The organism is Sorangium sp. So ce590, from assembly GCF_051521365.1.
Lineage (GTDB): Bacteria > Myxococcota_A > Polyangia > Polyangiales > Polyangiaceae > Sorangium.
On record NZ_CP150346.1, the window covers coordinates 8,413,143 to 8,439,771 of the forward strand.

Below are 26,629 nucleotides of genomic sequence, written 5' to 3' on the forward strand. Positions count from 1 at the left end.
AAGCACAAGCGGAACGACGCCCCACCAGGGCGAAGGGAGAGGTCCATGCCGAAACGACCTGCACTGACGACGCCGAGCGCCGCCGCTGCCGAGCCGAAGCCCGCCCGCCGCGCAAAGAGAGCGCTCGAGCCCTTGACCTCAGGGCTGCTTCATCGTCGATGCATGGATAAATGATTGATATAGCGTCGTTGTTCCAGGAGGCTTCAGCGGCGCCCTACCTCTGATCCACCCTTCGGCGCCCAGCTGATCCACCGCGCCGCCACCTGAGGGCGCCGCCTGCGGCGCTTTCGTGATCCACTTGGGGCGCGCGCCGCGGACCCGGCATGCTGCGTGCACCCTCCACGACGACCCGCCGAGCAAGGTGGATCTCGCGAGAGCGCCGCAGCAGGGCGCGCGGCGGTTGCCACGTGGCAACCTGAGCGAGTGGACGAACTCCACGCCGCGCGGCAGGACCGCTGTCTCGCTGAGGACGCCTGTGCGCCGCGCGGTTGCGCCCTCGACCCCGAGGCGAGTGGGAGCGCCGTCTCGCCGGAGACGTGGTGGCGCCTCGGGGTCTCGGCCGCCCAACTGTGACTGATGGGTCAGTGCAAATCTCGCAGAAAGGTGCGAGATATGACCAGCCTGTCGCGGTCGAGATCCATGTGCGCGCCGCGCTCGGTGGATCACGAAAGCGCCGCCGTGGATCCACCACAGCGCCGGGGTGGTGGATCTCGAAGAGGCTCCGGATTGGATCAGTCCCGGGGCGCCGCCGAAGAGGAGGGCCGGATCGCATAGAAGAAGGCTCTGTCGATCCAGGGCAGGTCCCAAAGGTGGGGCTTGACGTCTCCGAAACGTTTGGATTTCCATCTCCCTCGGCTTCACCGGCCGCGGCGGATGCGTGGTTGCTTTGCCACGGGCGGTGGCTGCTCACGCACGCGGCGAGGCGTCCGCGCGCGTGAATTGCGTCATCGATCTGCGGCACGGAGCTTGCTGGCGCGCGACCCGTGAATCAGCTGCTCAGCGCGCTCCTCGTCGCTTTCGGAGTACTGGCTTGGCCGCGTCTCGCTCAGGCAACGTACAGCGTTCATTGTTCGACTACGCGCGTCACACTGATCGTCAACTACAGCGGCGAGGGCGAGCTCGTCGCGATCACCTACTCGGCGCAGGACGAACCAGCCCCAGCCTATCTGGAGCCGACCTTCTGGCGCATGGCCGGACAGCAAGTGCTTGCACTTCGCAAGCGCGCGGACGCTGACAGGCCGCAGTTTCATCTCGGCATTCGCGGCAGGCACGCGGCATTGATCTTCCGGCAACAGCGCCATTTCCTACGCTGCGACTGGGATACCGAATGACGTCGGGGCGCCGCCATGATGGCGAGAGATCGCGAAGCGACGAATATCGCGTAAAACACGCAGATTGCGCCACTTTCGCTGTGGCACAACCAGAACAAGGGGCTTTCCCCCAACGCCCAATCAGCGCGTCCCGCGTGGCGCGGCGAGCCCGCAGGTTGTGGAGTGAAAGCGGCCCCGTAGATGCATGGACAAGCTGTTGATACAGCGTCGCTTTTCCAGGAGGGGAGTGGATCGCGTAAGGTGTTCTATGTCGACCAGCGCGCGCAGCGTGGCCGTACGGTGGGACCGGTGATGCCGCGAGCCCTTCACCGCGGCCTACGCTGGGGAGCTCGCCGCGACCAATCCGTCGCCTCGGGCGGCCTTGGTCGCCTCGCTCGCCAGCACCCTGGGCCGCGCCGTCGCCCTTGGCGATGAGGTAGGGGCCCGGGTCGTTCACGAGGCGATCGGTCGGTTGCTCGGGCTGCCGGTGGCATCGGAGGGGTGAGCAAGTTTGGACTGAACGTCGAGCCCGCCGCTCGCGTCGACTCGCTGCCGAAGCCTTGCCGCTCGCCCACGCCCGCAGGCTCTGCTGAGATCGCCCGCGCGTGGTGCTTGCGTGCCGAAGCGCCCCGGAGGCCTCCGGCAAAGTGCTGTCGGCATGCAGCAGTCCTGTGCCGGGGAGGCAAGCGCGAGGGCGTGCGCGGGCGATCCACCTCTCTCCGCGATGATGCCTGGCGACGCCATGGCGCAACTGCGGAGGCTCAGTAGGGTACAGCTATACGGTAGGATGCCTTCCGCTTGGTGCTACGTCGCGATAATCCCAGGCGTTTCAGGCGTGGAAGACCTGCCTCATCGCATAAGGGTATGCGTCCTGTAGACCCCATCCTCGCGTGGTGCGCGCCGTCGCCGTAGATTCGCGACGCGATGCGAGAGCAAGAGCGGTCTGCGACGAAGGGTGGCTGGGCCCAGCAGCGAGCGGAGGAAACGGCGGTCGACGCCGAGGTCGCCGCCCGCGTGCACGTCGCCCGCAGGCGCGCGGCGGCGAAGCCGCGTGCCGCCGATGCCGCTGCCGGGCCCGAGTCGTCGACGAGGCGCCGGAAGCCATGCGTCGACCGCGCGAGCATCGAAGAGGCGGCACCAGCACCCCAAAGCCGGCGAGCGACGCGCCCGGCGGGCGGCAAGGCGGCGTCCATGCCCGCGGCAGTGGACGGCGACGCAGAGCAGCGATCAGCTGGGCGTCGCGGCTGGCGCCCGGGGCCACGGACTGGCCGCGAGCCGCTGCCGAGCGTCGGCGTTCTCGAGGGTCTGCTTCCAGGACTTGGGAGCGAGCTCGATGACCCGCTCGGGGGGCCAGGTTGGCAACAGGATCAACACGTCGCGCAAGTAGGCCCACGGCTCGATGCCGTGCAGCGCACAGGAGGCGATGAGCGACACGATGGTGGCGTTCCACTCGGCGCCGTCCTTGCTGCCCACGAAGAGCCAGTTCTTCCTGCCCACGGCTTCACGACGGAGCTCAAGCTCGCTCCGATTGTTATCCAAGCGAAGCCGCCCATCCTCGAGGAAGCGAGTGAGTGCGGACCATTGGTTGAGCGCGTAGCCGATGGCCCCGGCGATGGGGCTCCGCGGCAGGACGAGCAGATCCTCTGTCTCAAGCCAGACGCGGAAGGCCACGAGCACGGGCTCGGCATCGGTCCGGCGCTGCTCGGTTCGACGGCTCGGAGGCAGCTCCTTGGTCTCCTTGTCGATCGCGTAGAGCTTGCGAATGAAGCCGATGGCTACCGTCGCGCGGTCCCGGTCGGAGGTCATCGCTTCGAAGAACTTCCGCCGGCAATGGGCCCAGCAACCGACCTCGGTCACCTGCTCGGTGCGGTAGAGCTGCTCGTAGACATTCGAGGCGTCGGCCTGGACATAGCCCTTGTAGCCGCGAAGGAACGCCTTCGGGCCATCCTGGTTGTGATGGGGCGTGAATCGGAACAGGACGTGCTCTCGGTCCGCCACCAGGACCCAGAAGTGGCCCCGCCGGCACTTGTCCTTTGCTTGCACGAGCACGCCGGTGGCATCGATGGCGATGCAGTGCGCGTTCAGGGCATCGTTGGTCATCGCCCCGACGAGGATCGCGAGCTTATTGGCGCACGATTCGACCCAGCCGCACAGCGTCGAGCGCGAGAGGTGAAGGCCCCAGCGCTCGAAGATCTTCTCCAGCCGGTGGAGCGGCAAGTGATCCGCGTACTTGCTCACCAGCACGTGCGCGAGCAAACCCGGACCGGCGAGACAGCGCGGGATCGGGCTGTCGGGGACGTCGGCGATCGTGATGCCCTGCTCGGGCTCCCCTTTGACCGCGAACTTCGGCCTCACGATCTGCAGCCGCACGAAGCTCGCGGGCCGCCACTCCAGCGTCTCCGATATCTCCTCGCCGACGCGGACAAGCGCGGTCGCGCGCTCATCGTGCGCCTCCGGCGGCAACAGCTCGATCCGCTCGACAGGCAGATGCTCGGGCAGGCGTTGCCGTCCGTGCGGGCGGACCTGGCGCCCCTTGTCCCCGCCTCCGGAGGAGCCGTTCGGCGCCGCGCCATCGCGGCCGTCCGGCGAGCTGGTCGCGCCCGCGTCCGGCTGCGCACCGGCGCCCGCGAGCAGCTGCACGATCGCGTCGAAGGCGAGCTGCATCTGCCCGGGGTCGACGTGCTCGGCCTTCTGGCCGAAGATGTGCCGGCGAAGCCGCTCCAGCTCGATGCTGGCGAGCTCGTAGAGCTTGCGGTACTCGTCCCGCTCGTGGGCAGCGCGCGCGAGCTTGTCCTTGAGCTCACGAATCTGCTCCTCGATCGGCTTGCTCACGGCGCGGTAAGTACTCGTGAGCTCCTGCTTTTTGAAGGGGTTTGTTGAGGAAAATTACTGCCTCTCACGGGAATGCATCCATGGGTGCTACCCGCGAGAAGGCAGAGCTATCAGGTAGGATCAGGGGGCTGGAGGCGAGGCAGTCTCGGCGAGCCGGACCTCTCGCCGCAACTTCGAAGGCGAAAGCGCGATGCCTTCAAGGATCTTCGCGAGCTCGGCGGCGTCGATGACGACGCTTGTGGCTCCCGGAGTGACGGCACGCGGGGCTCGGAATGCCCCGCGCTCAAGCCTTTTGTAAAGTAGACAGTACCCGCTGCGGTCCCACCAAAGGGCCTTGCAGCGGTCGGCTGCCCGGTTGAAGAAGAGAAACAGCGCTCCGGAGAGCGGGTCTTGTCGTAGCACCTCGCGCACGACGGCAGCGAGACCATCGAACGAGCGGCGCAAGTCGAGCGGCTCGGTGGCAACGTAGATCGAGACGCGGCCAGGGATCATCGCGCCCCCCCGAGCGCACGAACAACGCGCGCTAGCATCACCTCATCGAACGACGGCGGGACGCGGACGACCGCTCCGTCCGGCAAGACGATCTCCAGCGGTGCGCTCGAGGAGGGCGCCGTCGCCTCCGGGGAGGCTACCACCACCGGGAGGAATGAAGGCAGCTTCGCCGCGTCCGAGCGGTGCCGGTACTCGCTCCGCTTCATCCCCAGTCGGCGGCTCCAGGAGTAGAGCGTACCTGGGTTGACCCCCTCCTTCTCCGCGAACACGCGGGCTGAGTGCCCGCTCTTATGCCAGCGCGCCACTCGGTCGCGCCAGGTGCGTGTGCTCTCGTTCATCGACACCTCCGGCTCGGGGTTTTACGCAGCGCCGGTGCTCCAGGACAGCATGGTGGTCGCCGAACGGATACCATAAGGCCCGTTCTGTCGATGAGCTCGTACCGTCGGACTGCACGAGTCAGGAACGGCTCCGAGAATCTTGACTTTGCGGAACGCGTTTGCTTGTCCTATCCGCTCCCCTGCGCCGCCGCCACGGCGTGATCCAGGAACGAGAACCTCGACTCGTCCGTCGTCCGCCGGAACGCCGCGGTGAGCTTCGTGTGCACGTCGTACGGCGGCGACCACTCGTAGAGCACCGTGAAGTGGTCGCGGATGCTGTCCTGATCGGCGCCGTACCCGGGCAGGATCGTAGCCGCTGGCGGCCAGCGAGAATTCGAGCGTGTGCTCCGCTGCGTTCAGGTGCCCGAGCGGGAAGTTGTAAGGGCCCTGATCGAACCCACGGCGGTAGAGCAGGTTGCCGTTCAGCCTCACGTTGTCGGCGTGGGCGAACTGGCCGGGCTCGGTGTTCCGGTAGGCGCCTCCCTTGAGGAACACAGGGGACGCCGCGCCCTCCACGGCGACCCGATTTCATGTAAACCCTGCCAGGGACCTCGAGAGCTCGGAGGGGAGCCAGCGTCTTCTGGAGGGCCTCGTCCGGGATGTTGGGGATGCGCGTGAGCTCCTGAGCGGAGGTCTCGACCGGGGCCTCGAGCGCGAGCTCGTCGTCGGCGCATCCGACGACCGGGCCGAGGGCGCCGAGGAGCAAGAGGGCCAGCGCGTCGCCGTGACGGGCGGCGCGCCGGGCGCGACCAGACGGGACGTGCGTCGACGAGATGCTGGTGTCGGTCATGAGCGGATAGGGCGGATAGGACAAGCAAACGCGTTCCGCAAAGAAGATTCTCGGAGCCGTTCCTGACTCGTGCAGTCCGACGGTGCGAGCTCATCGACAGAACGGGCCTTATGCGATGAGGCAGGTCTTCCACGCCTGAAACGCCTGGGATTACCGTGACGTAGCACCAAGCGGAAGGCATCCTACCGTATAGCTGTACCCTGCTGGCTCGACTCTTTGGCGCGACAAAATGCGCCCTTCGCGGCTCGGGCCGTCCACTCGGGCCGCCTACTCGGGAGACAGCCCCCCGATTGCCGCTCTGCCTGGAAAGCTTTGACGACGCCTAAGCGCCCCTGTAGATTGCGCCAGATTTGGCGGAGCGGCAGCGGGTGAAGGCGAAACTGGTGATCAAAGGCGCCTGCCTTCGAGCCCAAGGCTTGCCTCATCAATCGAGAAAACCATGAAAATTCATCACAACGAACTCAAGAAACTCTGGCTCGCCTTCGGGATAGCGGCGGTGAGCTTAGGCGCCTCCGCTTGCACGCTCACACCTGAAGACGCGCAGCTCTTCGAAGAAGAGGAAGACGTCCGCTCGCATGAGCAAAGGCTCGTCATCAGCATCGCCAGCCTCGCCGACCTGCGCGCCATGGGCACCACCGGTGACTACGAGCTCGCAGCGAACATCGACGCGTCTGCAACGCAGACCGCCGGGCAAGAGTTCGAGCCCATCGGCGAGCAAAGTGCCTTTTGGTTCAGCGGCACCTTCGACGGCAACGGCTACACGATCAGTGACCTCAAGATCAAATCCGGCGTCTTCGGGACAGGCCTCTTCGCGGGCACGGATGACTCCGAGATCCGGAACGTCAAGCTCACCAACGTGTCGGCGACCGGCCAGGAGGCCGTGGGTGGGCTCGTGGGCTGGGCGAGCAGAACGACCATCAAGGACAGCTCCGTCACTGGCACCGTCACTGGCACCGCTGGCATGAGTGCGCGCGCGAGCGCCGGCCTGCTCGTCGGAAGAATTGGCATCGATACCCTGATCGACCGCAGCTGGGCCCAAGGCACCGTGAATGGCCTCGTCCAGAGCGCGGGCGGCATCGTGGGGAAGGCGGACGGGACCGGTTACAGCAACGGAGGCCAGCCCCCCCATATCCGCGAGGCTTTCGCCGACGTGACAATCAGTCCCACCTTTGGCAGTCCAGCGACGATCGCTGCCGGTGGTATCGTCGGAGAGCTTATAGCTGGCCGTTTTGAGGATGTCCTCAGCACCGGCGCCGTCCTCGGCGACTACTCGGGGGGCGTGGTTGGCGCCATCTACTTCGTCGATGACTGGGAGGTCTCCTGGCTGCGCTCAGGCGTGACGCACGCAGTGGTCACGGTGAACAACGTCCCCAACCGCACCGGCGCCATCGGCTACTACGACACCACGAACGCCATTGGCGATTGCAGGGGTGTTCTCTACAACACGACCACCGATGGCGGCACGGTGCGCCCCGACAGCACCGCCTGCCAAGCAGGGCTCAGCGAGAGCGTGCTGCGCGCCCCCAAGCCTGCGCCGGACCCTTTCTACTATCCTTATATTTTCGGTAGCCAGCTGCCACCGAGTGATCCGTCCTACCCAGCGGGCAGCGATGGCACCTGGAACTTCAGCGCCTGGGCCCTGAACTCGGCCTCGGAGTACGCCACGCTCCTCAACATTCCTTGGTCCATTCAACCCAAGTAACAGCCGAACCGGCGCGAGCAGGGCGGCGATCACGCCGCCTTGCTCGTTTCGGCAAGCACCCCGCGCAGCCTCCCCTCGTCCCACTCGTCTTCACCGCGACGCGCAACCGAACGAAGGGTGATCCCCACGGCTCTGGTCCTCCCCCGCTTCCGCGGACGACATCGACAGCGATCCGTTCGCCGACCCGAGCAGCGACAGCGCGTACATGGCCACGACCCTGGCGAACCGCTTCGACCTCGCGCCGCCGGACGGCGCCCATTGCGGCGAGTACCGCATCGTCTTCGCGAAGAGGTCGGGCATCACCAACGGCCTGGACCGCAACTTCATCATCTTCGAGGCCCAGCTCCCCAACCCGACCCCGAGCCAGGGGCGGCTCGGGGGCCTCCCGGTCGTCCAGTTCTGGCTCGACCAGTCCGACCCCGCGAAGAGCCCGGCGACGAGGGCGGCGGAGCTGCGCGACTTCTACTTCGATGGCCTGAGCGGGTTCGAGCCCGTCGTTCACATCGATCACTACGGCCCCGAGGGGGGCCAGATACGCACCAACGAGTTCGTGAGGCCGGGTGGCCTCCCGCTGAGCTCCTGGACGCTCCGGCAGTTCGAGACCGCGCACGCCGGTCCGACCGGCGGCTGGCTGCTCGTCGTGCCTTCGTTCGTGTCGGACAACCGGGCCGGGAAGCTGTTCACGAGCGCGTCGGGCGATCCGCGCGTCACCAGCTTCCAGGGCACGTTCTTCCCGGGCGTGGTGGAGCGGCTCGCGGCCGCGGACGACATCGACCGCTTCGCCTACGGGGCGGCCGTGCCCAGCGAGCACGAGGCGGGCGAGAGCCTGATGATCCCGCTCCACAACAACTACCTGAACAAGTTCACCACCGCGCCGACGGCCTTCAGGAACAGCATCCAGGCGAAGCTCACCGCGATGGGGAGCAGCTTGACCCCGGAGCAGCTCGTGGGGCTCACGATCGGCAACAAGGTCACGGTCGACCTCTTCGTGTCGCCCGAGCAGCCGAGCCCGAGCTGGGGGCAAGGGGAGGTGGTGAACGGTGAGGCGGCGCCCCTGCTCCGAGATGCCGGCCGGAACGTGGTCGGGCAACACGTCCACCCCCCTGTCGTCCAGCGAGAGCAGCCCGTCGGCGATCGCGAGCCCCACGGCGACCGAGGTGAACGACTTGGTCAGCGAGTAGAGAAGGTGCGGGCGTTCGGCCGAGTACGGCGCCCACCAGCCTTCGGCGACGACGTGCCCGTGGCGTACGACCATGAGGGAGTGACACTCGATGGATTGCGCTTCGAGCCGGTCCAGCAGCGCGGCGATCGAACGGGACGACATCCCCGAGGCAGCCGGCGCCGACCGCGGCAGCAAGGTGCGCTGAGAAGGCATCCGGTCACCGTAACAAGATCCGCCCGATCGAGTTACCCGATTCGGCCTGGTCAGACGGGCCGGGTGACGCCGGTCAGGCGCTCGGAGATCTCCCGGAGCCGCCGCTGCGCCGCCTCATCGCGGGCCGACGCGCTGCAACGGAGAATCTTCGCTTGCGCCACCGAGCTGTCATCGGCGAACGCGCGCAACCACGGGCGGACAGCCGCCGACGTGACCAGGGACGGACGTCGTTGCCGTGCCCTCGCGCAAACGCTGGTGCTGCGCACGGACGGCGCTTCAGGGGTCGTGGGGCACGGGCTTGCGCGGGAGCTGGGCGAGATCCGCGAGCGCGCCGTGGGCTCCTGTCAGCGCCCGAGGGGCTCCGAGGCGCGCTGCAGGCCGCTCAGCACCTTGTAGCGGGCGGAGATGGCCTCCAGCTCGCCGGGGGCGAAGACGTCCTCGATACGGTCGAAGCCGCCGGGCGCGCGCTCGTAGGCGATCTGCAGGCACTGCTCCGGACCGTTGCGGCGATTGGCCGCGACGATGGCGGCGGTGGCGGGCAGGCGCTCGGCCTCGTAGGCGGCCAGCGCTTCCACCGGATCGGCATGGGCGGCGAGCGCGCGGACCAGGGCGCGGGCGTCCAGGATGGCCTGGGTAGCCCCGTTGGAGCCGTTCGGATACATGGGATGGGCGGCGTCGCCCAGCAGCGTCATGCGCCCATGGCTCCAGCGCGGTAGGGGATCGCGGTCAACCAGCGGGAACTCGTAGATCGCCTCGGCGTCCCGGATCAGGCCGGGCACATCCAGCCAGCCGAAGCGCCAGTCCTCGAACCTGGGCAGGAAGTCGGCCGGGTCGCCCGGCCGGTTCCAGTCCTCCCGTCGCAGGTTCCTGGCGACCGCGAGATCGGTGGCCCAGTTGATCCTCTGGCGGCCGTCCGGCTCCGGTGGGGAAATCGGATAGGCGACGAACTTCTGGTCCTGATGCCCGGCAATGATCATGCTGGCGCCGGTGAGGAAGGGCGCCGCCAGGCTGGTCGCCCGCCACAGGAGGCGACCGCCGTAGATCGGCGGCCCCTCGTCCGGATAGAGGCCGGCGCGCGCCGCCGAGTGGATGCCGTCGGCGCAGATCAGGAGGTCGGCGGGAACCTGCCACGCCGCGCCCGCGCGCTCGCGGAAGAGCGCCACGACGCGGCCTCCGCCCTCCTCGTGGCCCGAGAAGCGCCGGTCGCAAATCACCCGGTCAGGGCCCAGCCGCTCGACGGCGGCGTCGAGCAGCACGCCCTGCAGGGCGCCGCGGTGCAGGGAGATCTGCGGCGCGGCATGCCCGGCGAAGCGGCCGCGCGGCTCGCCCCAGATGCGCTGGCCGAAGCGGTTGAAATAGACAATCTCGCGGGTCGCCACCCCGTGGGCCAGCAGGGCCTCGGCCAGGCCCAGCTCGTCCAGCACCTCGACGGCGTTGGGCAGGAGGTTGATGCCGACCCCGAGCGGCAGGATGCTGGACGCCGCCTCGAACACTGTCACTTCATGGTCCGAGGCGTGCAGCGCCAGAGCCACGGCCAGGCCGCCGATCCCGGCGCCCGCGACGATCACTTGCATAAGTCCTCCCGTAGACATGCGGCTCGACGCCGCCCCTTGTTGGAGCCGCCGCCCTCTCGAGCGCCGGCACGGCGGCCGCGGAGGGTCATCATCGCGGCCCCCGAGCATCGAGATACCCATCCTCGTGTTCGAGCATCCGTGCTGAGCCCCAATATGTCATGACGATCCGTTGCGATCCACGGTGACCTGCTGCGCTCTGCTGCAACCGCGAAACCGCGGGCCAAAACGTGCATTTTGATTGACGCGAAGCCGTGGTCTGCGCGAGGATGTCCGGCTAATCTCCCCGGAGGTTCGCGGTAAACCACGCCCGACCTCGCATCGTGTACATCATTCGTGAGCGTGGGGACTCCTGCCCGCAGCCTCATGCGCGACGTGGCCCGGACCGGCTCACGGAATCTATTGTCACGGAGGACTTTTGAATGAGCACCATGACGAAGGTCTTGAAGCCTGCGTGTGCTGGAGCGGCGAGCCTCCTCGTGGCCGGCTGCGGCGTCGACGCCGGCGCGTCCCAGCGGACGACCGACCGGCGATAGCTGCTCTCGGCACCGGCCGCAGGCGACGTGACCCTGGTCTGGCGAGCCGACGCTCACCGTCCCGATCACGGACATACCGTCTGGCGCTGCCGCCCTCCTCCTGCTGGACGTCACCGACGGGACGAGCAGGAAGAGTCGCCTTCAGGGCTTCGCGCGCAGCGGGCAGCGGAGCCTCCGCCTCGCAGCGCAGCCTCGTTAGCGCATCTTGCGATGAGGCCGTGCGGGGCGGTTTCGCCGAAGCAGAGCTCGAAGGTCGCCGCGGCTTGGGCCGTCACCGCCCCTCTCGCCTGAGCGCCGTAAGCTCGGTCACCAATGCTCTCAACAATTCTCGACGCCATGCGATGTCAAGGGCGAACCGCCACGCCCGCGTCAGGTGACAGAAGGTCCCTTTGCGGTCCGCCTCCCTCCTGAAAATTACACTGCATTAACAATTTAACACCGATACTACCCAGGTGGGCGGGCTGCATACTCCGAATAAACGGGGGCGATGGCGACGATGACTGCACCGCGCGCCGCGCCGGTGTATACCCCCCTCGACATGGTGCATTTGGACGAGAAAGTTGAGCCACTCTTCGAGCAGATCGTTCGCCGCAACCCCGGCGAATCGGAGTTCCACCAGGCGGTCCGTGAGGTCCTCGAGTCCCTCGGCCCGGTGTTCTCCAAGCATCCCGAGCTGACGCGGCACAAGATCATCGAGCGCATCTGTGAGCCCGAGCGCCAGGTGATCTTCCGCGTGCCGTGGGTCGACGACCGCGGCGAGGTGCAGCTGAACCGCGGCTTCCGTGTGCAGGTGAACAGCGCGCTCGGTCCCTACAAGGGCGGCCTCCGCTTCCACCCGACGGTCTACCTCGGGACCATCAAGTTCCTCGGCTTCGAGCAGGTCTTCAAGAACGCGCTCACCGGGATGCCGATCGGCGGCGGCAAGGGCGGCGCGGACTTCGACCCCAAGGGGAGGTCCGAAGGCGAGATCATGCGCTTCTGCCAGAGCTTCATGACCGAGCTCCACCGCCACCTCGGCGAGTACACCGACGTGCCAGCGGGCGACATCGGCGTGGGCGAGCGCGAGCTCGGGTACATGTTCGGGCAGTACAAGCGCCTCACGAACCGCTACGAGTCGAGCGTGCTCACCGGCAAGGGCCTCGCGTGGGGCGGCTCGCTGGTGCGCAAGGAGGCGACCGGCTTTGGCGCCGTCTACTTCGTCGCCGACATGCTGCGGGTGCGCGGCGAGAAGCTCACGGACAAGACGTGCGTGGTGTCGGGCTCGGGCAACGTCGCGCTCTACGCGACCCAGAAGCTGGAGCAGCTCGGGGCCCACGTCGTTGCGTGCTCGGACTCGAGCGGCTACGTGCACGACCCCGACGGCATCGATCTCGCGCTGCTCAAGCAGGTGAAGGAGGTCGAACGCGCTCGCATCAGCGAGTACGCGACGCGGCGCGGCCGGCGCTCGCGCTTCGTGCCGGGCGGCAATGTCTGGGAGGTGCCGTGCCAGATCGCCCTCCCCTGCGCGACGCAGAACGAGCTGAACGCGCGCGACGCGGCGATGCTGGTGAAGAACGGATGCCGCGCCGTCGCCGAGGGCGCGAACATGCCCACCACGCCCGACGGCGTGCGCGTCTTCCTCGAGTCCGGGGTGGCGTTCGGCCCCGGCAAGGCGGCGAACGCCGGCGGCGTGGCGACCTCGGCGCTCGAGATGCAGCAGAACGCGAGCCGCGACTCGTGGTCGTTCGAGCACACCGAAAAGCGGCTCGCCGAGATCATGACGAACATCCATCGCACGTGCTACGACACGGCGGAGGAGCTCGGCGTGTCGGGCAACTATGTGGTGGGCGCGAACGTCGCGGGGTTCCTGCGGGTCGCGCGCGCCATGATCGCGCTCGGCGTGACCTGACGGCGGGCCGCGAGCGAAAGAAAACCGCGCACGAGGCGGCCAGCTGGGATTCACCACCACGTCGACTTCGCGATCGTGGGCTCCGGCTTCGGGGGCAGCGTCTCCGCGCTGCGCCTCACCGAGAAGGGCTACTGGAGCGCTCCACCGCGCTGCTCAACGAGCGGCGCCGCCGGCTCCGGGCGCGGGGGGGGTGGTGCTCAGCGCCGGCGTGCTGGGCTCAGTAGGGTACAGCTATACGGTAGGATGCCTTCCGCTTTGTGCTACGTCGCGGTAATCCCAGGCGTTTCAGGCGTGGAAGACCTGCCTGATCGCATAAGGCCCGTTCTGCAATGAGCTCGTATCGTCGGACTGCACGAGTCAGGAACGGCTCCGAGAATCTTGACTTTGCGGAACGCGTTTGCTTGTCCTATCCGCCGAGAGCGCCGACAAGATCTTCCGCGCCGGCCTCAAGATCGAGCGCGAGCGCAACCCGCAGAGCGATCTGTGCGGCACGCTGATGAAGCGGATCTCGCTGCTCTAGTTCCGTACGTCCGGTTCAGCGCGTCCGATCGAGGGGGCAGCGCGCTCGCGTGCCTCCATGCGCTTCGCCTCGCTGCGGGGCGCTTGCAGCGGCCTGGATCCACAGTGAGCGCGGAGCCTGCACGGTAGCGCGGGCGACGGCGGAGGGGCGCTCCCCCGGGGGGCTCGCAGGCCGTCCGCCGTGACATGTCCCGCGCGCGAGACGCTCACCGCGCCGCTCCTCGTGCTCACGCCGCGTGAGATCCTCGCTTCGTAGCGTGGGACGTTCGCGTCCGGATCGCGGCTTTGCCGGTGCCGGCGAGGTTTTTCTTCACGAGAGCCGATCTGCCGGACGAGGACTTCGCACGGCGTGTGGCGATGGCAAGCCGCTTGCAATGTTCCATCCGGAACGCCGTCGCTGTCTCGCTCCTGGGGACGCGGAGAGACGGCGCGCCTTCTGGCGCATGCCTCAGATGGGCTGTGCCGGCGCGCCCGGCCTCCACGGCGGCTGCGTTTGTCCTTGGATCAGCTGGATTGGATCGAGGTGGTGAAATGACACAGGCATCGTGGAAGTTGATATCTAGATTTCTTGGTCTATCGCTGCTCGCCGCGGCCGGATGCACCGTCGAGGCGGTCGGGGCACCGGAGGAGCTGGACGAGGAGCCGCAGGCGTCTGTCAGTGCAAAGCGGTTCGGCACGTATTGCCAGGAGACCTTCGAGAACGGTTGACAGGACGAGGTGATTGACGCGTGGGATCGCTGCTCCGCGTTCAACGACGAGCTCGACGATACCGATACCAAGGTCTTTTACTGGAACCTCCACGGCGCGAAGCCATTCTGGGAGGGGGCGTCGGACCAGGTCTTCGTCGAAGACGTGGACCTCATGTTCGCCAATACCCACGGCGGCGGCTGGTTCGACTCCGCGGTCTACACGATGTGGGACGACGGCGATCTCGTGCACTCGACGAACCTGCGATGGGGGAACGAGGGGGTTGGCCTGAGCATCTTCGCCTCGTACGCCTGCGAGACCTTGAAGTACTCGGATGACCGCACGTGGCAACGCTGGAACGTGGCGATGAAGGGCGGGCTGCGCATCATTCTGGGCAGCCATGACGAAGTCTGGAACTCCGATACGACCGACGAAGTCGGAGAGGATTTCGCTGACAACATCCAGGGCGTCCAGTCCCTCAGGAACGCGTGGAAGGACGCGCTGAGCGACTGGCACTTCGATAACGACGCCGCCGCCGTTTCCTTCGGCAATAGCCTCGCGGACTGCGAGTCTCGTCGCGACGGCATGACGTGGAACAACTACACGTCTTTCCCGAGGCGAAGGGACGGGGACGTGACCCACTGGTGCTACGTGGCCTGGGAAGATGTTTGATTGACGTCGGCTGGTCTAGAGGAGGAGCTACAGTGAATCGACAAATGATGAAAAGGTCAGTGGTCGCGGCCCTGGTCGCGTCAATCGCGGCGCTGTCGTCCGGCGCTCAAGCTCGTGAGAGCGCGTACCGGGCGGAGCTCGGGGCTCGTTCGCGCGCGAGCGGGCTCGGCGCCAAGACGGTGGAGTTGCTGCGGCGCCTGCCCGGCAGGGGCAATGCTGAAGTGGCGAGCCTCGTGACGTCCCGGCTGCGAGCGCCGGCCGGCGTCCTGCGGCTCGCGGAGGGGAGCGAGCGCCAGAACGTCGACGGGGGCCGCCTGCAGGTCACCTCGACGAGCGGGTGGTCCATTCGAGTGAGGGAGGATGGCACCAGGGTGGAGTTCGACAACCGCGGTTATCTGGAGCAGGCGGCGGCGGGCAAAGTGGCGGTGAAGGACCGTATCTCGCACGAGGAGCTCGAGCAAATCGGCAAGAGCTTCATTTCGAAGACGCTCGGGGGCCTGGTCACGACGAAGGCTGGCGAGGAGCTTGTCCCGCTGAAGAGCGAGTACGAGGTCCACGGAGGCGGCGAGGGCGCGGGGCCCAAGCAGTACGAGAACGTCGTGGCCAACACCATCGTCTTCGGGCGCACGGTGAACGGGATCGCCGTCCTCGGCGCCGGCTCGAAGATCGCGGTGACGTTTGCCAACGATCGCACCCCGGTGGCGTTCTCCTACGACTGGCCTGAGTACGCCGCGCTCGGCGAGCGGCAGGACGTGCACGACATGTCGGTCATCAACGAGCGCATGTCCGCTCTCGCGTCCATGCGCTTCGGAGCGTCGGAGGTCGAGGTCAAGCGGTTCGAGTGCGGGTACTTCGATCGGGGAGCGAAGAGGAAGCGAGACGTGGCCGCGCCGATCCAGGCTGCATGCGTCGTGCACTACGTCGGCCGGCGGCAGGTCCAGGAGGTCGCCGCGGACCGCGCGGCTCCGGAGAGCGGAGCCGTGGTCACGGCGATCTCCGACGCCATCCCGGTGGGGGTTCATGTGCTGGAGGATGCGGCCTGGCCTCACGCTCAGGCGCTCAGGAAACACGGGGACGTGTGCGCGGTCTCGGAGATCTCCGAGGCCCTTCTCCCCGACCAGTCTCCGCGTTAGGGTGACCTCATGAAGAATGGGTGGACGGCGGCGGGTATGGTTATCTATGGCTGTTTGGCCGGCTGCGGTGGTGCTGAAACGCCGCAGGGAGACTGGAAGCAGGTGCTTGCGTCGCTCGATGGCGAGTCGGCGACCTTCTCCCTCTCCTACAGGGCCGATCCGCCGGACGGAGCGATCGTGCGCGCTGCCGTTCATCAGGGGGGGATCGATGCGCCGTGCAGCTTGTACTCTGGATCGGAGACCAACAAGGGGGACTTCTGGTATCTATCCGTCACGGCGAACAGCGCGCGCTCCGGCGCCTTCAACATCGTCCCGCAGATGAGCGGAGGGGACGGCTTGCCTGAGCACAGGGACAGCGCGCTCGTGCGCTTGATCGATGTGCGCGGCTGGGAGAAGAGGCGGGTCTACACGGCGCTTTCGGGGACGGTCACGCTGGCGGACGTCCCGCTGGACCTGGAGGAATGGGCGGAGGGGCGGCCGATGGTGATGGACATATCCGCCTCGTTCCCGGACCAGCCCATGCAGAGCCTCGGCTGCTCCGGGGGAGGGAGCGGCGACGGGAGCATGTCTGTCCATCAATGCGAGTGCGGCAGGGAAGACGGCACGACGGTCACCTGCACACCGGATGTGCCAGGACAGGACTGCTGCCTGCGCGACGCCGGTTCGGGCGCGGGACCGCAGGTCCGGTTGAACGCGGTAGCCCAGCAATGCCCAGACATGTGCAGCTTCACTGATCCGGGGCTGGCCAGGTACTGCCGAGCGCTGAAGGATGGTAACTGAGAGTCGGGTGAGCGTGAGGCCTTGGCGGACCGTCTTCGCTTGCTCCTTGTGCCGGTACTGCCAAGCGCTGAAGAAGACCCTAACCACGCGTCAGGTGAGCATGAAAATTGGGTGGAGTGCCATTGCTTGCGTTTTGGTCGTCGGTTGCGGCGCGGGTCCGTCGGAGGGAGACGGCTCCGCGGGAGGGTCGAGCCGCTGCAATGGCGGATGTGAGCGCGACATCTGGCCGAGGCTCATCCTCGGGATCAGCGGCTCGACGCCAGAGGCGGAGCTCGACGTGGTCGTCCTGGCGGAGGGAGACCGCTCGGGGGAGCGCGAAGCCCGCCTGCGAGGGTGCCCGACGTCGCTCCCGGCGCGGTATCTCTGCTCGTACGGCATCCTGCCGAGCCCGACGGACAGCACCGTCACGCTGACCCTGACCCTGAAGGGCAGCGGGGCCTCGGAGGAGGTCGTGATCGACCTCGCGGAGTATAACACCTGTGGTCGACAGATCAGCTATCTGCTGGTCGAGCATGACGGAGCTTCGCTGAAAGTCGGTGAGCCGACGCTGATATCCCCCTGTCAATCGATCCCCGAGTGAGCGCGCGCACCGACCGGCGCCGCCCCCGCGGGCGTGGCCGGTCCCGCCCAGCTCAGCAGGGTACAGCTATACGGTAGGATGCCTTCCGCTTGGTGCTACGTCGGGCACCCTCGCAGGCGTCCCGCGCTCCGCCGCCTCCCACGCGGCTCGCATGCTGCTTTCAAGTTTTCCTCCCCCCTCCATCGGTGGTCCCATTCGCTTCAGCGCCTCCAGGCGCGCAGCCTCCAGCCTCGACCGGCGCGGCGCCGTCGCCCGGCGCTTCTCCACGAGCTCACCGAGCACCTGCTCCGCGCGCTCCCACTGCGCCGCCGCCCCCGGCGCGTGCGCGATCCTTCGCACGGCGTTCCAGGACGCTTCAAGCTGATCACACAGGTTGCCGATCTCGGGGTGCAGCCGTGCGATCGCGCGCAGGTGGCACCGGGTCTGCTTGTTCATCTGAAAACACTCTTCCAGGACGTGGCTCGGCGCGCGGACAACTCCGCACGCGAGCTCGTACCAGCGCCGCGAGCTCATACGTCTACAAAAGCACCGAACCACAAACCTGCCAGAGCGAAGCCTTCATTTTCCGTTCAACTTCAAAGAGCTTTAAAGCACAGTACAAGAGTCGGCTCCTGGCGAGGGCGACGGCATTCAAGTCTGATGTAGCGTGCGACCAAGAGGACGCCGGTTCTCACGTGGCACCGTGACCTGACTGGCATTCGCTGGGGCCCGATCACGTGACCTCGGTGTGCGGGGTGACCCCTCCGGCGATCCCACGGCCCGGCCGTCGAGCGGGGCCAGCTCGCCCGGCGTCGCGGCCGCGGGCCGCCCCGCGGTCGTGCCCGCCGCGCGTCGCCCTTGCCTACGTATGCGACAAAACGGACGTCGGCGGCTCGCCGGAGACCCTCAGCCGACCCCGCGCAAAATTACCAAATCGACCGCCTTCGCCCCCCCCAATCGGCCCCTCGGGAGCCCCCTCGAAGCGGTCCAACTGCGCGTCACCAAAGCGGTTTCCACACCTGACCAGATCCCGGTAACTCGCGACGAGATACCGGGTCGTCAGAATTACCTTTTCGGGCCTCCTCACGGGCTCTCGTGCAGGCTCCGTCCCGATCCCGAAACACCACAACAACGGAGGTTCCGATATGGCAGGAGCAGCTACCCTCGCGCCCTCGACGGCTCCAGACGCGCGGTCGTCGGGCCGCGCAGGCGGGCGACGCTGCTCCACGGGCGGCATCGTGCGCAGCCCCAGGCGTTCGTCCGTCAGCGCGCGGTCCCCGCGACCTGCCCCACGACGCGCTCCGAGGAGCCGCCCGCCCGCGGAACGGCCGCGCGCGGGCGACGTCGTGCAGCTCGAACCCCGACAGCGAGAGTGCCGACGACCTCCTCAAGGAGGAGGAACCGATCTGGCGCGCGCTGCGAGCCGTCGCGCTCGAGCGTGCTGGCTAGAGTTCGTCAGGTCGAAGGGTGGCGGGCCTGAGCGCGGTAACCGCCAAGCCATCGCCATGGGCATGGCCCCTTGCGGGTCTCGCTGAGGTCGACGATGCTGGGCGCGGGGCGGCGTCGGCCCACGGCCCCGCGCCAGCCCTGGCCGAGAAGGCGGGCGTAGGAGGATGCTCGGCGAGGCGGTCTTCGCCCGCGTCGCAGACCGAGGCCCGCGTTGTTCAGGATGCGCCGGCGTCGCCAGCGGCCGGAGCCGCGAGCGACGCTCGCGCCCACGCGGCGGGCAGCAGCTCGTCCAGCCGTTCGCGCGACCAGCCCGCCTGCAGCATGCCGATCACGTCCGTCGCCCAGGCGAGCGGGTTGACTCCGTGCATCGGGCACGAGCCAAATACCGTGTAGCCGACGGCGAGGCGTTCAGCTCCCTTGTCCGAACCTGCGAACAAGTAGTTCTTCCTTCCAAGCGCTACACATCGTATCCGCCGTTCGACTTCGCCGATGTCGATCTCGAAGCGCCCATCCGTGAAGCAGCGCCGCCACGCTGCCTCCTGATTGATGGCGTACTGCGTTGCGACGTAAAACGGCGTACTTGGCACGAGCCCCAGGTGCAGCTCGTGAGCAAGCTCGACATCCTCGTGAACAACGCCGGCGTCGCTTCGACCTCGAACGTCGAGACCGAGACGCTCGAGAAGTGGCGCTGGTTGCAGTCGATCAACCTGGATGCGGTGTTCGTCGGCACCCAGGCTGCGATCGGAGCGATGAAGGAGAGCGGCGGCGGGTCGATCATCAACGTCGCCTCGATCGAAGGCATCATCGGCGACCCGAACCTCGCCGCCTACAGCGCCAGCAAGGGAGATGTACGGCTCTTCACCAAATCAGCCGCGCTGCACTGCTCGAAGGCAGGCTACGGCATCCGAGTGAACTCCGTACATCCTGGCTACATCTGGACGCCGATGGTCGAAGCCGTTGCCGGAGAAGGTGGTGACCAGGACGCCGGACGTCTCCGCTCGCACGCCAGGCCGCCACATGCCTCTTCCACGTAGCTGCATCCGCCATCCCCTGCACCGCTCAGCCGGTCATGCTCAAGACGGGGCTCGTGCAGCGGGTACGCCGTGTTGCGCGGCGAGAAGGCTTCCGACGACGCGCTGGCCCGCGAGCTGGGCGCGATGGGGCTGCTCTGAGTCAGCGCGCGCGCCGGTAGTGCATGGCGACCGCGCCGCTGCGGAGCGGCTTCGCCGAGACCAGCTCGAGCCGTCGCGTGCTGGGCAGCCCGCTCTGGTACAGGGTCGGGCCGTGGCCGGCGATCCTGGGGTGGACGAGGAACTTGTACTCGTCGATCAGATCCAGCCGGTCCAGCTCGGTCGCGAGCTTGCCGCTACCGAGGAGCACGCCGGCCGGGGTCGCGTCCTTGAGCTTCTGCACGCCCGTGCGCAGGTCGCCCGCGATGTGGTGGCTGTTGGTCCACGGGAAGTCCTTTCGCGTCGACGACACCACGTACTTCGGCTTGGCCTCCAGCTTGACCGCCCACTCGCGCATCGCCGGCGGCGCCTCCTCGTCGCCGCGGGCGACCGCCGGCCAGTAGCTCTCCATCATCTCGTAGGTGACGCGGCCCCACAGCATCGCCCCGCCCTCGTCCATGAGGCGGGTGAAGAAGGCGTGTGTCTCGTCGTCGGCGATTCCCTCCTGGTGGTCGACGCAGCCGTCCAGGGTGACGTTGATGCTGAAGGTCAAGAGTCCCATGCGGCGAGTCTAACACTCCTGGCGATGGAACGGCAGGCCGTCGCAGAACTTGTCGCTGAGGATGTGCGCCAGGAGCGACGGTGTCGCGAGCGCGCGCGGCAGGATCCGCGGCGGCAGCGGTGCGGTCACGATCGTCGGCTCGGCAGTGTCCGCCGCGCCGGCGTCGCGGTACTTGGCGCGGGCGATGACCATGCGGACGTGGCTCGGGCGCCGCCAGGCGAGCTGACAGCTCTCCTCCCAGCCGATCCTCGGGGCGGAGCCCTCGAGCAGCGGGTCGGTCAGCTCGATGCGTTCCTCCGGGAGGTCGGCCTCGCGTAGGTCGCGACGCCCAGTCGGCTTGCGCTTGCCGCCAGGCGGGCGCGCCCCGCCCGTCTCGGTTGGATCCGCCGGCGCGGACGCAGCGGGCTGTCCGAGCTGCTGGTTGAGCGCGCCGAGTGCCGCGAGCTTGTGGGCAAACTCGAGCTCGAGCTGGGTCGTATCGAGCCGCTCGGCTTTGGCGACGAAGAGCCGGCGCCGCATCAACTCCAGCTCGTGCTGCAGGTTGCGGTAGGCGAGCCGCAGCGTGTCGCGCTCGACGGTCAGCGCCGCGACCGCCACGCGCTCCGCGGCGAGCGCCGCCTCGAGCTCGGCGACGCGTTGCTCGGCGCTGCGGGACTCCGTCATCGGCGTGTCGGTGGCATCGGCCACCCGCGTCCTGTACTCGACTGCGATCCGGGGGTCGAGCCCCGCCGATCACGATCTGCGATCAGTGCCAGTAGGGTACAGCTATACGGTAGGATGCCTTCCGCTTGGTGCTACGTCGCGGTAGTCCCAGGCGTTTCAGGCGTGGAAGACCTGCCTGATCGCATAAGGCCCGTTCTGCAATGAGCTCGTATCGTCGGACTGCACGAGTCAGGAACGGCTCCGAGAATCTTGACTTTGCGGAACGCGTTTGCTTGTCCCATCCGGCGCGGTCGACGATGCCGTCGAAGAGGCGCTCCTTGCCCGAGGTGTCCACGACACGCAGGCAGAGGCGGCTGCGCAGGCCGTCCTCGACCCGGAAGGAGGCGTCCATCGTCGCGAAGCGCTCCTCGACCGTGTAGGGGGTGGAGATGGCCTCGACGGCCTCGAAGCGGGTCACGGCGGTGTCCGCGGGGAGCGTGTCGCCCTCGAGGGAGAAGGTGGCGGCCAGCGGAGGGATGGTAGGCGATCGGCGGGCGGCGCCAAGCCCCGGCGCCGACCGCGGCCCGGAAACGACGCGGGGAGAAGGGCATTGGGGGGCCGGCTCTCGCAGAGCTCAGGGCGATGCGCGGCGCGTGCCCGCGCGGACGCGGAGCACGCGCCGCGGCTTCTGCGAGGTGTCGAGGCGCAGCCCCGATGGGCCGAGCGCTGCCAGCGGCCCCCCCAGGCGACCAGGTGTCGCCTTACTGCTCGTACAGCTCGGCGCTCCCGGTAACGCCGCTGCCGGGGATGACGCCGGCCGTTGCCAGCACCTTGCCGTTATTGAGCAGCGTCATGGTATGATAGATGCGCCCGATGGTCATCGATCCGGCCGACGACCAGGTGCCGGCCGCCGGGTCATAGATCTCGGCGCTCGCCACGGGCGAGAAGCCCAGGCCGGGAACTCCGCCCGCCACCACCACCTTGCCGTTGCCGAGCTGTACCGCGGTATGCGCCAGGCGACCGAAGCTCAACGCCCCGGTCGCCGCCCAGGAGTTGGTCCCCGGGGTATACAGCTCAGCGCTCGCGAGCCCGCTCAGGTCTCCGCCCACCACCAGCACCTTGCCGTTGTTGAGCAGCGTCGCGGTATGGTACTCCCGGGCATCCACCATGGCTCCGGCCGGCAGCCAGAGGCCCGTCGACTGCTGGTACAGCTCGCAGTTGCTCAGACTCCCGGAGCCGCTACTCCCGCCCGTCACCAGCACGTCGCCGTTGCTGAGCAGGGTCGCGGTATGATGAGCGCGCGCCGAGGAGGGCGCGATCGACGACCAGGTGTTGGTCGCCGGGTTGAACACCTCGGCCTGCCCGACGTAACCGCCCCCGTTATAACCGCCCACCACCAGCACCCTGCCGTTGGTGAGCAGCGTCGCGGTATGGTGCTCGCGGGCGCTGGACAGGGTGCTGCCCAGCAGCGTCCAGCCGCCGATCGACGGGTCGTACACCTCGGCGGTGTTGGCGACCGTGCCGGATCCGTTATAACCGCCAGCCACCAGCACCCTGCCGTCCCAGAGCAGCGTCGCGGTGTGAGCTGACCGCGGGGCGCTCAGCGAGCCGGTCGCGGCCCAGAGGCCAGTCGACGGGTCGTACAGCTCGGTCAATGACGTCGAAGCCTGGCCGCCCGCGACGAGCACCTTGCCGTTGTCGAGCAGCGTCGCGGTATGCGCGTCACGACTGAAGCTCATCCCCCCCGTGCGTGACCAGATATGGACCGACGGGTCGTACAGCTCGGCGCTCGCGTTCGCCGCGGAGCTGCCCCGGCCGCCCGTCATCAGCACCAGGCCGCTCCCAAGCGCCGTCGCGGTATGGAGGTAACGCGCGGCGCTCATCGATGTCTCCGTGTACCAGCTATTGGCAGCCGGGTCGTAGATAGCGGCGACCGAGAGGTACCCGCTGGCGCCCTGACCGCCCGCCGCCAGCACCGTGCCGTTGCCGAGCAGCGTCGCGGTATGACCGTAACGCGACCCGGGCATGGTCGCGGCCGCCGACCATGTGTTGGTCGACGGGTCGTAGATCTCGGCGGTGGAGATGTTCGTGGTGCCGGCGTCTCGACCGCCCGTCACCAGCACCGCGCCGTTGCCGAGCAGCGTCGCGGTATGGGAGCGGCGAGCAGTGCTCAGCGTTCCAGCCAGCGACCAGGTGTTGGTCGTCGGGTTGTAGAGCCGGGCCTGGGTGGTCAACCCGGTGGTGTCGTAACCGCCCGCCACCAGGACGTTACCGGTGTTGAGCAGCGTCGCGGTGTGGGCGTAACGGCCGTTCGGGATCGCCAGGACCCCCGCCCAGGTACCCGTCGACCCATCATACGTCTGGACGCTGGTGACCGTCGTCCCCCCGGCGTTCCTGCCGCCGATCACGAGCGCCTTGCCGTTGTTGAGCGTCGTCGCTGTATGGCCGTAACGAACGGTGCTCATCGTTCCAGCCCCCGACCAGCCGTTGGTCGACGGATCGTACACCTGGGCTGTGTTGTAGAACGAGGAGCTATCGTAACCGCCGGTCACCAGCACCTCGCCGTTGCCGAGCCGCGTCGCGGCATGCTCGTAACGAGCCGAGCTCATGGTCCCAGCCGACCACCAGGTGTTGGTGGTGAAATCGTACACCTCGGCTGTGTTGAGGTACACAGAGCCGTTGGTACCGCCGGCCACCAGCACCTTGCCGTTCTGGAGCCGCGTCGCGGTGTGGCCGTAACGAGCTGATGTGCTCAGCGACCCGGTCGCCACCCACAGCGGATCGATCAGCATCTCCTCGCCGTCCGCGTCCACCGTCAGCTCGATCTTCGCCCCGCTCACGGCGAGGCGAGCCGCGACCGGCTGTCCGCCGGCCAGGTAGGCCGCAGGCGCCGTGACCCGGATCCGCTCGACGCCGCGCTCGTCGACGATCGCGACCGCCTCGCCCTGCTGCTGCAGCGTCGCTCCGGCGACCTCCCATGCCGCGACGGGCGCGCCGCGCTTCGCGTGGCCTGCGTCGAGCAGCAGCCACTCTTCGTAGCCGTGCTCCGTCGCGCTCCAGTAGGAGGTCACGCCCTCTCGCTTGTAGGCGACCGCGCGCTCGGTCGTCGCGCCAGGCCCCGACGCGCCGAGCTCGCGCACGCGCACCTCGAAGCCGCCGACGAGATGGAAGCTGATCTCGTCCTCCGCGTTCGCCGGCAGCGCGATCGAGAGCCCGCCCCGGCGATGGAGCGCGGCCTTGATATCCGTTCCCAGCTCCGTCGCGAAGGTCCGCCCTCGCGTGACCAACCTGTCGTTGCTCTCGAGCACGCGCGCCGCCTGCTCTGGGAACCTGACTCGGAGCGCGTCCACGCCCTTCGATTCCTCGTCCACCTGCGCGTCCATGGCGCAACCGGCCCCGAAGGGAAGCACGGAAGCGAGGAGCAGCATAAGGAACGTGCAGAGCAGATGGCTCCGCGACGGTTCCGCGCTCCTCCCTAAGTTTCTTGTCGATAGACCTATTCTCACTATTGTCCTCATTTCGCGGGTCTATTTGTCGTTCGGCTGGCGTCTTGCAGCCTTGGCGAGGCGAGAACCCTGATCCACCCGGATGCCCCACTCCTCGGCGGCCGCGCTCGTGGCCCGCGCCGCCATCTCTGCGCAGGAGGCGACGACGATGGAGCCGTCGAGCGTGAGCGCGCCGTCGAGGACATAAGGCAAGATACGCGCCAAATCAGGCTCATGGAGCGCTCGGCCAGGAGCACCAAGACCGGGCCGCCGCAGCGCCCGAGCGTCGCAACCGCGGTGGGTGCGGCCGGGGAGCGCTCCTTCGCTGCGCACCGCGGGCCGTGGCTAGGTGGATTGTTCTGTTGAGCCTGTAGCCCGCGTCATGCTGTCACGTGACATGTCACGTGACATGTCACGCTGACTCCGTGACATGTCACGACCCAGCCGCTCCTCCTGACGCCACGAGCCAGTAGCGTACAGCTATACGGTAGGATGCCTTCCGCATTGTGCTACGTCGCGGTAATCCCAGGCGTTTCAGGCGTGGAAGACCTGCCTGATCGCATAAGGCCCGTTCTGCAATGAGCTCGTATCGTCGGACTGCACGAGTCAGGAACGGCTCCGAGAATCTTGACTTTGCGGAACGCGTTTGCTTGTCCTATCCGCCCGCCTCGGCGAGCCGCTGCGCTCGACCTTTCGCCCCGAGGCGATGCGGGCCCTGCTCGCCGAGCACGGGTTCGAGGTCGCGCGCGACGAAGATCTGTCGACGATCGGCCGAGCCTTGTCGCCCACGAACGGCAAGGCCACCCAGGCCTGGAAGCAGATGAGCGTCGTGACGGCGGTGCGCGCCCCCGCGGGCGCGCGCTGACGCGCAGCCGCCTCACGACTCCGGGTCGTACCCGAACTGCCGCAGCTCCTGCGGCGTGCGGCACGCGGCCGCGATCCGGGCCGCCCAGCGCTCGGCCTCAGCGCGCGTGGGCACCTCGAGCACGCAGAAGCCGCCGTCGAGGTGCGTCGTCTCCGCCGAGATCGTGCCGTCGGCGGTCACCAGCACGGGCGCGATGTCCTCGTCGATGCCGCCGCCGAAGACGTACACGCCCGCCCCCTTCGCCTCGCGGATGACGGCGTGCGCGTCGGCGGAGACCTGGGGCCGGTCCTCGTCGGCGATCTGCATCGCGCAGCTCGGGAACGAGATGAGATACTTGGTCATGCGCCCATCCTGTCGCCGCCGGCCGCCCGCGACCAGGGCCATCTCGAGGGCTCATGGAGGCCGCCCCCAGCCGAATGCGCCACCCTGGCCCTTCGTACCCCCGGGGCGGGCAATGCCTTGGTGACGGCTCACGGCGAACGCCCTCTTGCCACGACGGCGAGGGGGCGTTCACGCTCCCCGGTAAGCCGGGGGCTGCCAGGGCGGAGGCGAGGGCGTGGTCGACGCAAACGACGAGCACGTCGACCGGGCAGCGCCGTCGGTCTCGTAGGACAGCGGCGTAGGCGGCGCGCAGCTCACGCGCGTGCTCGCCGGCGAGCTCGGACTCTGCCGCGCGGTAGTGCCACGCGAGCGTCACCGTCTTCTCCTCGATGAAGCTGCCCGGGGTGCGCCGGGTGACGTCCTCCAGGAGGCCCCGGATCTCGCCCTTCCACGCGGCGGCGTCCGACGCGAGCGGGCCCCAGTCGTTGCACGCCTTGAGGCGCGACCAGAAGCCGTGCTCGGCGTGGAGGTGGAGCGGCAGCGCCCCGAACCAGCGCTCGATGTCGGCGCGCCGGCGCCGCTCACGACGTGGACGCGATCGCGCTCGGACAGCGCCCGGAGCTCCGTGCCGCTGCCCACGAGATCAAGGCGATGCGCTCGGCGGGGACGCTCGATCCGAACGACTTCGACGATCACACCGACCGGCGCCCGCAGGGGTGAGCCGTGACATGTCATGCCAGCACCGTGACATGTCATGCCAGCACCGTGACATGTCACGTGACATGTCACGCCAGCACCGTGACATGTCACGCCAGCACCGCAATCAGCGACGCTCGACTCGGATTCGAATCGGTGTCGACACGCCGATATCGCCGCGCGAAGTGGCCACGCCGCGCTAGGCACGACCGTTGCT

23 protein-coding genes and 3 pseudogenes are annotated in these 26,629 nt (G+C 67.9%); 12 read left to right on the top strand and 14 right to left on the bottom strand.

Annotated elements, in window-relative coordinates; translation table 11 throughout:
• Window positions 1-983 precede the first annotated feature (983 nt).
• Window positions 984-1,331, top strand: coding sequence for a hypothetical protein (locus WMF28_RS31745; RefSeq protein WP_437597149.1), 348 nt, complete (start codon window positions 984-986; stop codon window positions 1,329-1,331).
• A gap of 1,206 nt (window positions 1,332-2,537) precedes the next feature.
• Here the strand turns inward: WMF28_RS31745 and tnpC are convergent.
• The 4 genes from tnpC to WMF28_RS31765 all read right to left on the bottom strand — a co-directional run bounded on the left by tnpC (window position 2,538) and on the right by WMF28_RS31765 (window position 5,268).
• On the bottom strand, window positions 2,538-4,142 hold the full coding sequence (tnpC, locus tag WMF28_RS31750; RefSeq protein WP_437597150.1) for an IS66 family transposase: 1,605 nt from the start codon (window positions 4,140-4,142) through the stop codon (window positions 2,538-2,540).
• 120 nt (window positions 4,143-4,262) lie between these two features.
• Window positions 4,263-4,634 (bottom strand): IS66 family insertion sequence element accessory protein TnpB, encoded by a 372-nt coding sequence (gene tnpB, locus WMF28_RS31755; protein ID WP_437597151.1) that lies wholly within the window; start codon window positions 4,632-4,634, stop codon window positions 4,263-4,265.
• Window positions 4,631-4,972 carry an IS66 family insertion sequence element accessory protein TnpA gene (tnpA, locus tag WMF28_RS31760; RefSeq protein ID WP_437596411.1) on the bottom strand — a complete coding sequence of 114 codons (342 nt, stop codon included), beginning with the start codon at window positions 4,970-4,972 and terminating at the stop codon, window positions 4,631-4,633. Before tnpA ends, tnpB begins: the two co-directional genes overlap by 4 nt.
• A gap of 167 nt (window positions 4,973-5,139) precedes the next feature.
• The gene (locus WMF28_RS31765) at window positions 5,140-5,268 is read right to left on the bottom strand and encodes a hypothetical protein (protein ID WP_437597152.1); all 129 of its coding nucleotides are present in this window, start codon (window positions 5,266-5,268) and stop codon (window positions 5,140-5,142) included.
• A gap of 972 nt (window positions 5,269-6,240) precedes the next feature.
• On the opposite strand from WMF28_RS31765, the gene WMF28_RS31770 reads away from it, so the two are divergent.
• The gene (locus WMF28_RS31770) at window positions 6,241-7,503 is read left to right on the top strand and encodes a GLUG motif-containing protein (RefSeq protein WP_437597153.1); all 1,263 of its coding nucleotides are present in this window, start codon (window positions 6,241-6,243) and stop codon (window positions 7,501-7,503) included.
• On the opposite strand, the gene WMF28_RS31775 is transcribed toward WMF28_RS31770, so the two are convergent.
• Both WMF28_RS31775 and WMF28_RS31780 read right to left on the bottom strand, forming a co-directional pair.
• On the bottom strand, window positions 7,472-8,878 hold the full coding sequence (locus WMF28_RS31775) for a serine hydrolase (RefSeq protein WP_437597154.1): 1,407 nt from the start codon (window positions 8,876-8,878) through the stop codon (window positions 7,472-7,474). The genes WMF28_RS31770 and WMF28_RS31775 overlap by 32 nt on opposite strands.
• Window positions 8,879-9,222: 344 nt before the next feature.
• On the bottom strand, window positions 9,223-10,452 hold the full coding sequence (locus tag WMF28_RS31780; RefSeq protein ID WP_437597155.1) for a flavin-dependent oxidoreductase: 1,230 nt from the start codon (window positions 10,450-10,452) through the stop codon (window positions 9,223-9,225).
• Window positions 10,453-11,523: 1,071 nt separating this feature from the next.
• On the opposite strand from WMF28_RS31780, the gene gdhA reads away from it, so the two are divergent.
• The 7 genes from gdhA to WMF28_RS31815 all read left to right on the top strand — a co-directional run bounded on the left by gdhA (window position 11,524) and on the right by WMF28_RS31815 (window position 17,244).
• Complete coding sequence (gdhA, locus tag WMF28_RS31785; protein WP_437597156.1) at window positions 11,524-12,873, top strand: NADP-specific glutamate dehydrogenase; 1,350 nt, start codon at window positions 11,524-11,526, stop codon at window positions 12,871-12,873.
• Between the two features lie 397 nt (window positions 12,874-13,270).
• Complete coding sequence (locus WMF28_RS31790; RefSeq protein ID WP_437597157.1) at window positions 13,271-13,393, top strand: hypothetical protein; 123 nt, start codon at window positions 13,271-13,273, stop codon at window positions 13,391-13,393.
• 530 nt (window positions 13,394-13,923) lie between these two features.
• Window positions 13,924-14,100, top strand: a complete 177-nt coding sequence (locus WMF28_RS31795) for a hypothetical protein (RefSeq protein WP_437597159.1) — start codon at window positions 13,924-13,926, stop codon at window positions 14,098-14,100.
• Between the two features lie 9 nt (window positions 14,101-14,109).
• Window positions 14,110-14,751, top strand: coding sequence for a DUF6345 domain-containing protein (locus WMF28_RS31800; protein ID WP_437597160.1), 642 nt, complete (start codon window positions 14,110-14,112; stop codon window positions 14,749-14,751).
• A gap of 44 nt (window positions 14,752-14,795) precedes the next feature.
• Complete coding sequence (locus WMF28_RS31805; protein WP_437597161.1) at window positions 14,796-15,884, top strand: hypothetical protein; 1,089 nt, start codon at window positions 14,796-14,798, stop codon at window positions 15,882-15,884.
• 9 nt (window positions 15,885-15,893) lie between these two features.
• Window positions 15,894-16,664: a hypothetical protein gene (locus tag WMF28_RS31810; RefSeq protein ID WP_437597162.1), complete on the top strand. Its 771-nt coding sequence runs from the start codon at window positions 15,894-15,896 to the stop codon at window positions 16,662-16,664.
• Between the two features lie 277 nt (window positions 16,665-16,941).
• Window positions 16,942-17,244, top strand: a complete 303-nt coding sequence (locus WMF28_RS31815; RefSeq protein WP_437597163.1) for a hypothetical protein — start codon at window positions 16,942-16,944, stop codon at window positions 17,242-17,244.
• Window positions 17,245-18,887: 1,643 nt separating this feature from the next.
• Here the strand turns inward: WMF28_RS31815 and WMF28_RS31820 are convergent.
• Window positions 18,888-19,283, bottom strand: a pseudogene (locus WMF28_RS31820) (IS66 family transposase); the annotation flags it as partial.
• Here WMF28_RS31820 and WMF28_RS31825 point away from each other — a divergent pair.
• Window positions 19,281-19,640 (top strand): annotated as a pseudogene (locus tag WMF28_RS31825) (SDR family NAD(P)-dependent oxidoreductase); the annotation flags it as partial. The pseudogenes WMF28_RS31820 and WMF28_RS31825 overlap by 3 nt on opposite strands.
• 205 nt (window positions 19,641-19,845) lie before the next feature.
• Here the strand turns inward: WMF28_RS31825 and WMF28_RS31830 are convergent.
• The 5 genes from WMF28_RS31830 to WMF28_RS31850 form a co-directional block, all read right to left on the bottom strand.
• Window positions 19,846-20,403, bottom strand: coding sequence for a dihydrofolate reductase family protein (locus tag WMF28_RS31830; protein WP_141254428.1), 558 nt, complete (start codon window positions 20,401-20,403; stop codon window positions 19,846-19,848).
• A gap of 9 nt (window positions 20,404-20,412) precedes the next feature.
• Entirely contained in the window at window positions 20,413-21,066 is a 654-nt protein-coding gene (locus WMF28_RS31835; protein WP_437597164.1) for a hypothetical protein, read from the bottom strand.
• Between the two features lie 82 nt (window positions 21,067-21,148).
• Window positions 21,149-21,523, bottom strand: a complete 375-nt coding sequence (locus WMF28_RS31840; protein ID WP_437597166.1) for a hypothetical protein — start codon at window positions 21,521-21,523, stop codon at window positions 21,149-21,151.
• A gap of 283 nt (window positions 21,524-21,806) precedes the next feature.
• Complete coding sequence (locus tag WMF28_RS31845; RefSeq protein WP_437597167.1) at window positions 21,807-24,551, bottom strand: Kelch repeat-containing protein; 2,745 nt, start codon at window positions 24,549-24,551, stop codon at window positions 21,807-21,809.
• A gap of 21 nt (window positions 24,552-24,572) precedes the next feature.
• On the bottom strand, window positions 24,573-24,755 hold the full coding sequence (locus WMF28_RS31850) for a hypothetical protein (protein ID WP_437597168.1): 183 nt from the start codon (window positions 24,753-24,755) through the stop codon (window positions 24,573-24,575).
• A gap of 421 nt (window positions 24,756-25,176) precedes the next feature.
• On the opposite strand from WMF28_RS31850, the gene WMF28_RS31855 reads away from it, so the two are divergent.
• Window positions 25,177-25,395: a hypothetical protein gene (locus tag WMF28_RS31855; protein ID WP_437597169.1), complete on the top strand. Its 219-nt coding sequence runs from the start codon at window positions 25,177-25,179 to the stop codon at window positions 25,393-25,395.
• Window positions 25,396-25,407: 12 nt separating this feature from the next.
• Here the strand turns inward: WMF28_RS31855 and WMF28_RS31860 are convergent, their stop codons facing one another.
• Together WMF28_RS31860 and WMF28_RS31865 are read right to left on the bottom strand one after the other, a co-directional pair.
• The gene (locus WMF28_RS31860; RefSeq protein ID WP_437597170.1) at window positions 25,408-25,737 is read right to left on the bottom strand and encodes a YciI family protein; all 330 of its coding nucleotides are present in this window, start codon (window positions 25,735-25,737) and stop codon (window positions 25,408-25,410) included.
• 298 nt (window positions 25,738-26,035) lie between these two features.
• Window positions 26,036-26,278, bottom strand: a pseudogene (locus WMF28_RS31865) (trehalose-phosphatase); the annotation flags it as partial.
• Window positions 26,279-26,304: 26 nt separating this feature from the next.
• Between WMF28_RS31865 and WMF28_RS31870 the strand changes: the two are divergent.
• Window positions 26,305-26,436 carry a hypothetical protein gene (locus WMF28_RS31870; RefSeq protein WP_437597171.1) on the top strand — a complete coding sequence of 44 codons (132 nt, stop codon included), beginning with the start codon at window positions 26,305-26,307 and terminating at the stop codon, window positions 26,434-26,436.
• Window positions 26,437-26,629: the final 193 nt, after the last annotated feature.